Origin of the sequence: Pseudomonas sp. IPO3778, assembly GCF_013386825.1 — a bacterium.
Taxonomy (GTDB): Bacteria; Pseudomonadota; Gammaproteobacteria; order Pseudomonadales; family Pseudomonadaceae; genus Aquipseudomonas.
Window position 1 is genome coordinate 1 of record NZ_JACARC010000049.1, and the last position, 9,301, is coordinate 9,301.

Sequence of the window (9,301 nt, forward strand, 5' to 3'; positions counted from 1 at the left end):
GAGGGCACACCGAGCCTAAGCGAGGTGCCGAGTGGTGGGGCAAGAGCGTTTTGGTTACTTTTGCGCTTTTCAAAAGTGACCCGCTGTAAGAGCGGAACCCTAAGCGGCCGTTACCCAAATAACGGATATACCCCCGATTCACCGCGCCCACCCGGGCTTACGCTTCTGCACAAAAGCCTGGGTCCCCTCAATCCCCTCTTCACCACAAACCGCCTCGGCAAACCACTCAGCCGCCTGATCCAGCAACGGCCCCAGCGGCTCCCCAGCGCTAGCCAACAGCAATGCCTTGGTCCGCGCATTAGCCCCCGGTGCACACCGCAACACCTGCCCCAACACCTCATCCACCCGCTCCGCCAACGCCTGCGGATCGTGCTCCACAAAATGCACCAATCCCAACCGCTGCGCCTCAACCCCATCAAACCGCGCCGCCGTCAACGCCAGCCGCCGCGCCTGAGTCAACCCAATGCGCTTCACCACAAACGGCGCAATCTGCGCCGGCAGCAGCCCAAGGCTGGTCTCCGGCAACCCAAACTGCGCCTGATGATCCGCAATCGCCACATCACTGACACACACCAACCCAAACCCGCCCCCCAACACCGAACCCTGGAGCACCACGATCACCACCTGCGGCAGCGCCTCAACCTCCTGCAACAGGCGGCCAAACGCCCGATTCAACGCCTGCAAGCCACCCGTGGCCCCCGCGCGAGCCATGTCCTTCACATCCCCGCCCGCCGAAAAATGCCCCCCCGCGCCACTGATGACCAACGCCCGCATCGCCTTATCCCCAGCCACATCGGCCAACACTGCGCGCAGTTCGTTGACCATCTCCAGACTCATGGCATTACGGCTGTCCGGTCTATTGAGGGTCACATGCAGCACCCCGTTATGGGGCTCCAGCATCAACGTATTCACGACGGTTTCCCCGGCAAGGTGCCCATCAGTTTGCAGATGATCCCCAACATGATCTCGTCCGCCCCACCGCCAATCGACACCAGCCGCACATCGCGATAAGCCCGGGCCACCGGGTTGTCCCACATGAACCCCATGCCGCCCCAGTATTGCAGGCAACTGTCGCTGACTTCCCGCCCCAGGCGTCCGGCTTTGAGCTTGGCCATGGACGCCAGGCGCGTCACGTCCTGGCCCTTGATGTACTGCTCGGTGGCCTGGTACACCAGCGCCCGCAGGCACTCGATTTCGGTGGACAGTTCGGCCAGGCGAAAGTGGATCACCTGGTTGTCGATCAACGCCTTGCCGAAGGTCTTGCGCTCCTTGCAGTACTCAATCGTGCTGTCGACGCAGTACTCCAGGCCCTTGACCATATTGGCCGCGCCGAACAGCCGCTCTTCCTGGAACTGCAGCATCTGCATCATGAACCCTGCGCCTTCATGGCCGATGCGGTTGCGCTGGGGAATGCGCACGTCGTCGAAAAACACCTGGGCAGTTTCCGAGCTGTGCATGCCGAGCTTTTCCAGGGGCGGGCTGACGCTGATGCCCGGCGTATTCATCGGCACCATGATCAGCGACTTGTTGATGTGCGGCTTGTCGTCCGAGGTGTTGGCCAGCAGGCAGATAAAGTCGGCGCTGGGGGAGTTGGTGATCCACATTTTGCTGCCGTTGATCACATAGTCGCTGCCGTCCTTGCGGGCATGGGTTTTCAGCCCGGCCACGTCGGAGCCGGCGCCGGTTTCCGAGACGCCGATGCAGCCCACCTGCTCGCCGCTGATGGCCGGGCGCAGGAATTCGTCGCGCAGTTCATCGGAGCCGAAGCGGGCGAGGGCCGGGGTGCACATGTCGGTCTGCACGCCGATGGACATGGGGATGCCGCCGCAGCGAATGGTGCCGAATTCTTCGGCGGCGACGATGGAGTAGCTGTAGTCGAGGCCCATGCCGCCGAATTTTTCCGGCTTGGAGATGCCCAGTAAACCAAGGTCGCCGGCCTTGCGGAAAATCTCGTGGATCGGGAAGCGCCCGGCTTTTTCCCATTCATCCACATGCGGGTTGATCTCGCGATCGACAAAGCTGCGGACGGTGCGGCGCAGCTCTTGGTGTTCCTGGGTGAAGATCATTTTTATTATTCTCCCTGAGGGGACGCGGAGCGCCCCGGGCTGTGTTCCCACGCGGAGCGTGGGAACGATCAAAACCGCGCTGCGCCGAAGCTGTTGGGCTGTAGTTGCCGCACTTCGGCTTCATGGCAGATGTCCAGCAGAAACCCGAGCAAGGTCCGGGTGTCCCGCGGGTCAATCAGCCCGTCGTCCCACAGGTTCGCGCTGCCGTAGAGGGCGGTGGACTGGCTGTCGAGTTTCTGCGCGGTGACCTGTTCGAGCATGTCGAGCACCTTGGGGTCGGGCACCAGGCCGTCTTTCAGTTGCTTGGCCTCGGTGACGATCCGCAGCACCTTGCCCGCCTGGGCGCCGCCCATCACGGCGGTGCGGCTGTTGGGCCAGGCGAAGATAAAGCGCGGGTCGAGGCCACGGCCGCACATCGCGTAGTTGCCGGCGCCGTAGGAGCCGCCGACGACGATGGTCAGTTTGGGCACCCGGGCATTGGCCACCGCCTGGATCATCTTCGCGCCGTGTTTGATCACGCCTTGCTGTTCCGACTCGGTGCCCACCATGAAACCGGTGGTGTTGTGGAAAAACAGCAGCGGCGTCTGGCTCTGGTCGCACAGTTGGATAAATTGCGCGGCCTTGCTCGCGCCCTTCGGGGTGATCGGCCCGTTGTTGCCGATAAAGCCGCAGGCCCGGCCCTGGATATGCAGGTGGCCGCAGACGGTGTGCGGGTCGAACTCGCCCTTGAATTCGAGGAAGTTGGAGCCGTCCGCCAGCCGGGCCAGGATTTCCCGCACGTCATAGGGTTTTTTCGGGTCGTCGGGGATCAGTCCCAGCAGCTCTTCAATCGGGTACAGCGGCTCGGTGTAGGCGCGCTTTTGCAAGGGCGGCAAGCGGTCATCCCACGGCAGCAGGCTGACGATTTCGCGCACGATGCGTACACCATCGGCATCGTTTTCCGCCAGGTATTCAGCGGTGCCGGCGGTTTGCGCGTGCATCTCGGCGCCGCCCAGTTCTTCATCGGTGGCCACTTCGCCGGTGGCCGCCTTGAGCAGGGGCGGGCCGGCCAGAAACAGCTTGGCCTTGCCCCGCACCACCACCACGTAATCCGAAAGCCCCGGCTGATACGCGCCGCCCGCCGTGGCCGAGCCATGCACCACGGTGATCTGCGGCAAACCCATGGCGGACATCCGCGCCTGGTTGGCGAAGCTGCGCGCGCCTTCGACGAAAATCTCGGCGGCATAGTTGAGGTTGGCGCCGCCGCTTTCCGCCAGGGTGACCACCGGCAGTTTGTTTTCCATGGCGATCTGTTGCAGGCGCAGGGATTTTTTCAGGCCCGAGGGGGAGATGGTCCCGCCCTTGATCGCGCTGTTGTTGGCCACCACCAGCATGCGCACACCGCTGACGTAGCCGATACCGGCGATCAACCCGCCGCCGGCGGCGCTGCCGTCCTTGTCGTCGTGCAGTTTGTAGCCGGCCAGGCTTGCCAGTTCGAGGAACGGCGCGCCGGGGTCGAGCAGTAAATTGAGGCGTTCCCGCGGCAGCAGTTGCCCGCGCTTGTCGAACTTGGCCTTGGCTTCAGCTGCCTTGGCCAGCAGGTTTTGCTCCAACTGGCGCAGTTGATTGACGCCTGTGAGCATCGCTTCGCGGTTCTGCGCGAATGGCACGCTGTGGGCGTCGAGTTGCGAGTCGATCACCGGCATGGCTTATTTCTCCTCCTTGAGCACATCCGGCACGTACGCCCGGTGGAAACCATTAAAGGACACGCTCGACGGTTGCGCCTTGTGCAGCGGCCAGGCGCGGTTGCCGAGGCTGGCGGCGCCGTCGATGCGCAAGGTGCTGCCGCTGACAAACGCCGCCGCCGGGCTGAGCAAAAATACAATCGCCGCGCTGACTTCCGATTCGGTGCCGATGCGCTTGAGCGGCACGTGTTCGCGCAGGGTCGGAATCACCGCCTTGAACGCACCTTCGTAGGTGTCCATGCCACTGGACGCAATCCAGCCCGGCGCCACGGCGTTGACCCGCACCCCGGCATAACCCCATTCGAAGGCGGCGGTCTTGGTGAAGTTATCCATGCCTGAACGCGCGGCGCCGGAATGGCCCATGCCCGGCATGCCGCCCCACATGTCGGCGAGCATGTTGACGATGGCCCCGCCGTGCTTGCTCATGCACTGGTTGAACACTTCCCGGGCCATCAGGAAACCGCCCACCAGGTTGGTGCGCAACACGGTTTCAAAGCCCTTCTGGTTGATCGACGCGAGCGGCGAGGGGTACTGGCCGCCGGCGTTATTCACCAGGCCGTGAATCGGGCCGTGGTCCTGCAGAACCTGGCTGACCAGCGCCTTGACCGCTTCTTCATCACGGATATCGCAGGCCTGCCAGCTGGCGCGGCCGCCGTCTTCACTAATCTCCGCCGCCACCGTTTGCAGTTTTTCCGGCTTGCGCCCCACCAGGATCACATGGGCGCCAAGGGCCGCCAGTTCGTGGGCGGTGCAGCGGCCAATGCCACTGCCGCCGCCGGTGACGATAATGCTCTGCCCCTGGAACAGGTCGGCTTTGAAGATCGAGTCGAAGGCCACGGCACGGGTCCTTTAAGTGAGTTGATCGGCAATGTGTTGCGGCACGGCAATCGGGATTTCCAGCAGTTGCTGGGCGAACGCCTTGCCCTGTGGATCGATGCGCAGGCTGGCAATCCCGCCGCCGCCCAGGGCGTTTTCTAGCAGGAAGTTCAGGCTGTGGCTGCCGGGCAAGTACCAGCGTTCGACGCGGCCGTGGATCGGGTCAAGCACGTGGCTCATCCAGTCGACGATCACTTCGGGCGTCAGCGCCTCGGCGATCCATGGCAGGTACTCGGGCTTGCGTGCGATCACGCCGATGTTGCTGTGGTTGCCCTTGTCGCCGGAGCGGGCCACGGCCAGTTTGATCAGCGGCACGTTGGCGTCTGCGCGACCCTGAGGTTTGGGCGGGTCGAGTAAGGCGGTCGCAGTGTTCAGCGGCTCGGCTGTCGGTAACTCGCAGGCATGCCGCTTCCCAAGGAAGTCGACCTGCAGTTCACAGGCGTTTTTATCGATCAGAAATGAAAACAGCCGAATCAGCGGATACACCGTAGGCCGCCCGCCGACGATCCCGGTAAGCCCCGGCGCCATACCGGTGGCCGCCTGGGCAATCTCCCGGGCAAACAGCACCAGCGCCTGTTTGTTGGGGTGACGCACCGCTAGTTTCACCACCACTTCGCGGCAGTCCTGGCGTTGGGCGTGGGGACCGTAGGTGGCTTCGCTGCCCAGCAATTCGATGTTGACGTCGGTGTAGGGCGCCCAGCCGCGCTGGCTGAACAGTTCTGATGTCTTGTTGATGATCGCCTGGCTGACCCGCTCGGCCTTGGCGACTGCGTCGATCCCGGCGATCAGGCAACTGGCGGTGCAGCGAAAGCCGTCCGGGTAGGTGGCGCTGACCTTGTATTGGTCGGTCGGTGGCAGGCCTTTGGCGCCGTGCAGGTGCACGCGGTTTTTGCCTTGCTGCTGGAGTTTCACCTGGCTGAAGTCGCAGATCACGTCGGGCAACAAGTAGGCGCGCGGGTCGCCGATTTCATACAACAGTTGCTCGGCGACGCTCAGTTCGCTGATCAACCCGCCGGTGCCGTCGGCTTTACTGACGACGAACTGGCCGTCGGCGCTGACCTCCACAATCGGGAAGCCGATGTGTTCGTAGTCCGGCACTTCCCGCCAATCGGTGAAGTTGCCGCCGGTGCACTGGGCGCCACATTCGATGATATGCCCGGCCAATGCGGCCTGTGCCAGGCGGTCGTAATCCTGCCAGGACCAGTCGAACTCATGCACCAGCGCCGCGCTGACCACCGCGCTGTCCACCACACGGCCAGTGATGACGATATCGGCACCGAGCTTCAGCGCCTGCACGATGCCCGGCGCGCCGAGGTAGGCGTTGGTGGACACGCACATCGCCGGCAGCGGCGCGCCGCTGAACATGTCGGTGATGCCGTGCAACTGCTTGAACTGCGGTTGCAGGTCATCCCCCAGCAGCACGGCGATCTTCAACGGAATTTGCGCCTGGTCACAGGCCGCCTGCAACGCGGCAGCGCAGGCTTGGGGGTTGATCCCGCCGGCATTGCTGATCACGCGGATGCCCTGGCGCTGGATATCCCCCAGCAGCGGCGTCAGCACCTCGACGAAATCCGTGGCATAGCCGGCCTGGGGATTTTTCATCCGTGCCCCGGCCAGGATCGACATAGTGACTTCCGCCAAATAGTCGAACACCAGGTAATCCAGCGCGCCACCCTCTACCAACTGCGCAGCGGCGGTGCAGGTGTCGCCCCAGAAGGCGCTGGCGCAGCCGATGCGTACCGTCTTGTTCATGGGGCGTCCTTCCTCCGGTTGGATGAGGTGAGACTACCAAGCAAGCGCTTGGTTTGTAAACTCTGGTCACAACTTTGTCCCAAGCGCTTGCTTGGTTGGCTGCCACGGCCTAAATTGCCGGCCAAGACGTAACCAGAAGTTAAGGAGAGCAGCATGGATGAGCAAAAAGCCCTGCGGGTGATGCACACCATGGTAGACGCCGGGCAACTGACCGACCCCGACAGCGCCCGTGGCAAGCTGCTGCAAACCGCGGCCCACCTGTTTCGCAACAAGGGTTTCGAGCGCACCACCGTGCGTGACCTGGCCAGTGCGGTGGGGATCCAGTCCGGCAGCATCTTTCATCACTTCAAGAGCAAGGACGAAATCCTGCGGGCGGTGATGGAGGAAACCATCCACTACAACACCGCGTTGATGCGGGCTTCCCTGGCCGAAGCGAGCAACGTGCGCGAGCGGGTGCTGGCACTGATTCGCTGCGAATTGCAGTCGATCATGGGCGGCAGCGGCGAGGCCATGGCGGTGCTGGTGTATGAGTGGCGTTCGCTGTCGGCCGAGGGCCAGGCCCAGGTGCTGGCGTTGCGGGATATCTACGAAGACATCTGGTTGCAGGTGCTGGGGGAGGCCAAGGAGGCCGGCTATATCAGGGGGGATGTGTTTATCACCCGGCGTTTTTTGACCGGCGCCTTGTCCTGGACCACCACCTGGTTTCGCGCTCAGGGCAGCATGACCCTGGAGCAACTGGCAGACGAAGCCTTGCTGATGGTGCTGAAAGCTGACTAGGCTGTTCGTGCAAGCTATTAATTGTGTGGCAGAAAGTTGTCTCTATAGACAAAAACGCCTAGCTTAGCGGGATCAAAGTTTTCGACGGTGTGTGCCTTGATGTTTTCGCCTTGGCGATTGGCTGCTGGACTCTCAATATTGGCGCTTGGCGCACTCTGGCTGATGCCGGCTTCGGCCGCCCAGTTGGTGAGGATCGGTGCCGCGCATTTTCCGCCGTACACCGTGCGCCCGGAGCAGGGCGCCGACACCGGGCTGCTGCCGCAACTGGTGGAAGCCTTGAACGCGCTGCAAACCGATTACCAGTTTGTGCTGGTACCCACCTCGATTCCCCGGCGCTTCCGTGACTTCGAACAAGGCCGGGTCGACATGGCGATTTTCGAAAATCCGAAATGGGGTTGGCAGGATATTCCCCACGTGGACGTCGACATGGGCCTGGAAGATGCCGAAATCTTCGTCGCCCAGCGCGAGCCGGGCCGCGACCAATCCTATTTCGCGGACCTGGCCGGCAAACGCCTGGCGGTGTTCAGCGGCTATCACTACGCGTTCGCCCACTTCAACCCAGACCCCAAGTACCTGGCGGAGCACTTCAACGCCACCTTGACCTATTCCCACGACAGCAACCTGTTGATGGTCGCCCGGGGCCGCGCCGACATCGCCTTGGTGACACGCTCCTACCTCAGCGATTTCCTGGCGCGCAATGCCGACACGGCGGGGCAGTTCCTGGTGTCCGAGCGGATTGACCAGGTGTACCACCACTACGCATTGCTGCGGCCCAAGGCGCCGATCACCGGGCCGGTGTTCGCGGGGCTGCTCAAGCAGTTGCGGGACAATGGCCTGTTGCTGAAGATCTTCGAGCCTTATCGCATCGATGTGATGCCGGTGCCCTGATCGTCTAAATTTTTGCCCGTGGCTCACGTCACTTGTTGAACTGTCGACGATTCGTGAGCCCATCCCATGTCCAATCTGAATGACCTGTCTGCCTTGCCCTTGCCGGCGGGGCCTGCCCTGAATGCTGATGAAACGGATAGCCGCCTGAGCCTCACCCTGGAGGGCCAGCCGCTGATTCGCTTGCGCCTTGAGCGTGGTGATGAGTTGCTGGTGTATTTGCAGGAGCCCGGCAGTGTGCCGGCCGCCCGTGGGTTGTGGGCGGCCTGTTACTGGTTGTTTGCCAGGGAGCCTGGGCGTCAGCGGTTGGTCTGGCGCCTTGAACATGCGCCGGAGGATGCCTTGCGCAGTGGGTTGCTGGTGGTCACCGAGGTTGCCGGGCAGTTTTATTGCGAGCGCACGTTGTTTTGGCAGTTGCCGCAACCCTGGTTGGGGCAATCCCTCACGGGGACTTATCCGCAGCAGATGATTATCAGTGGCGGTAAGCGTCATCCTGCCCGTGCGCCGAAGCCGCGGGGCGAGGTTTATCGGCGGTTTGATGTGCGGCTGGGGGCGTGGATTTCACTGCGCACGGTGGAGATTGAGGTTGATCTGGCGCGGTTTAATCGGTGGCAGAACAGTACGCGCGTGGCGAATTTCTGGCAGGAAAGTGGCAGCCTGGAGCAGCATCGGGAGTATCTGGACACGCTGGAGGCGGATCCCCGTACGTTGACGTTGATCGGCTGTTTTGATGATGAGCCGTTTGCGTATTTCGAGGCGTACTGGGCCAAGGAGGATCGCATTGCGCCGTTTTATGATGCGGCGGATTACGATCGTGGGATTCATATGCTGGTGGGGGAAGAGCACCACCGGGGGCCGCACAAGGTTGCGAGTTGGCTGTCGGCGTTGGTGCATTACCTGTTTCTTGATGATCCGCGTACGCAGCGGGTGGTGGCAGAGCCTCGGGCGGATAACGGGAAGATGATTGGGTATATGCAGAATCAGTGTTTCCACTGTGAGAAGGAGTTTGATTTTCCGCATAAGCGGGCGGCGTTGATGATCCTGGGGCGGGAGCGGTTTTTTGAGCGGTGTGGGTTGGTTTGATCGAGTACATATCCATTGCTGCGGTAACGGCGGCTTAGGGTTCCGCTCTTACAGCGGGTCACTTTTGGCAAACGCCCCAAAAGTAACCAAAAGGTCTTTGCCCCACCACTCGGTGCCTCGCCTAGGCTCGGCATGCCC

At 62.4% G+C, this 9,301-nt stretch carries 8 protein-coding genes; 3 read left to right on the forward strand and 5 right to left on the reverse strand.

The genetic code is table 11. From position 1 onward, the window contains the following. Nucleotides 1–138: 138 nt before the first annotated feature. From HX855_RS25565 to HX855_RS25585, 5 genes are all read right to left on the reverse strand, one after another. On the reverse strand, nt 139–912 hold the full coding sequence (locus tag HX855_RS25565) for an enoyl-CoA hydratase/isomerase family protein (protein ID WP_177089910.1): 774 nt from the start codon (nt 910–912) through the stop codon (nt 139–141). Next, a complete protein-coding gene (atuD, locus tag HX855_RS25570; protein WP_177089909.1) occupies nt 909–2,066 on the reverse strand; it encodes a citronellyl-CoA dehydrogenase in 1,158 nt (385 codons plus the stop codon). The genes HX855_RS25565 and atuD overlap by 4 nt, the downstream gene beginning before the upstream one ends. A 68-nt stretch (nt 2,067–2,134) precedes the next feature. Beyond that, a complete protein-coding gene (gene atuC / locus HX855_RS25575; protein WP_177089908.1) occupies nt 2,135–3,751 on the reverse strand; it encodes a geranyl-CoA carboxylase subunit beta in 1,617 nt (538 codons plus the stop codon). A 3-nt stretch (nt 3,752–3,754) separates the two neighbouring features. Then, on the reverse strand, nt 3,755–4,627 hold the full coding sequence (locus tag HX855_RS25580) for an SDR family oxidoreductase (protein ID WP_177089907.1): 873 nt from the start codon (nt 4,625–4,627) through the stop codon (nt 3,755–3,757). A gap of 12 nt (nt 4,628–4,639) precedes the next feature. Continuing rightward, nucleotides 4,640–6,418, reverse strand: a complete 1,779-nt coding sequence (locus HX855_RS25585) for an acyclic terpene utilization AtuA family protein (protein ID WP_177089906.1) — start codon at nt 6,416–6,418, stop codon at nt 4,640–4,642. 153 nt (nt 6,419–6,571) lie between these two features. On the opposite strand from HX855_RS25585, the gene HX855_RS25590 reads away from it, so the two are divergent. From HX855_RS25590 to HX855_RS25600, 3 genes are all read left to right on the forward strand, one after another. Then, the gene (locus HX855_RS25590; protein WP_177089905.1) at nt 6,572–7,195 is read left to right on the forward strand and encodes a TetR/AcrR family transcriptional regulator; all 624 of its coding nucleotides are present in this window, start codon (nt 6,572–6,574) and stop codon (nt 7,193–7,195) included. A 99-nt stretch (nt 7,196–7,294) separates the two neighbouring features. Continuing rightward, on the forward strand, nt 7,295–8,083 hold the full coding sequence (locus HX855_RS25595) for an ABC transporter substrate-binding protein (RefSeq protein WP_177089904.1): 789 nt from the start codon (nt 7,295–7,297) through the stop codon (nt 8,081–8,083). 66 nt (nt 8,084–8,149) lie between these two features. Further along, nucleotides 8,150–9,163, forward strand: a complete 1,014-nt coding sequence (locus HX855_RS25600) for a GNAT family N-acetyltransferase (protein ID WP_177089903.1) — start codon at nt 8,150–8,152, stop codon at nt 9,161–9,163. The last annotated feature ends 138 nt before the right edge of the window (nt 9,164–9,301 follow it).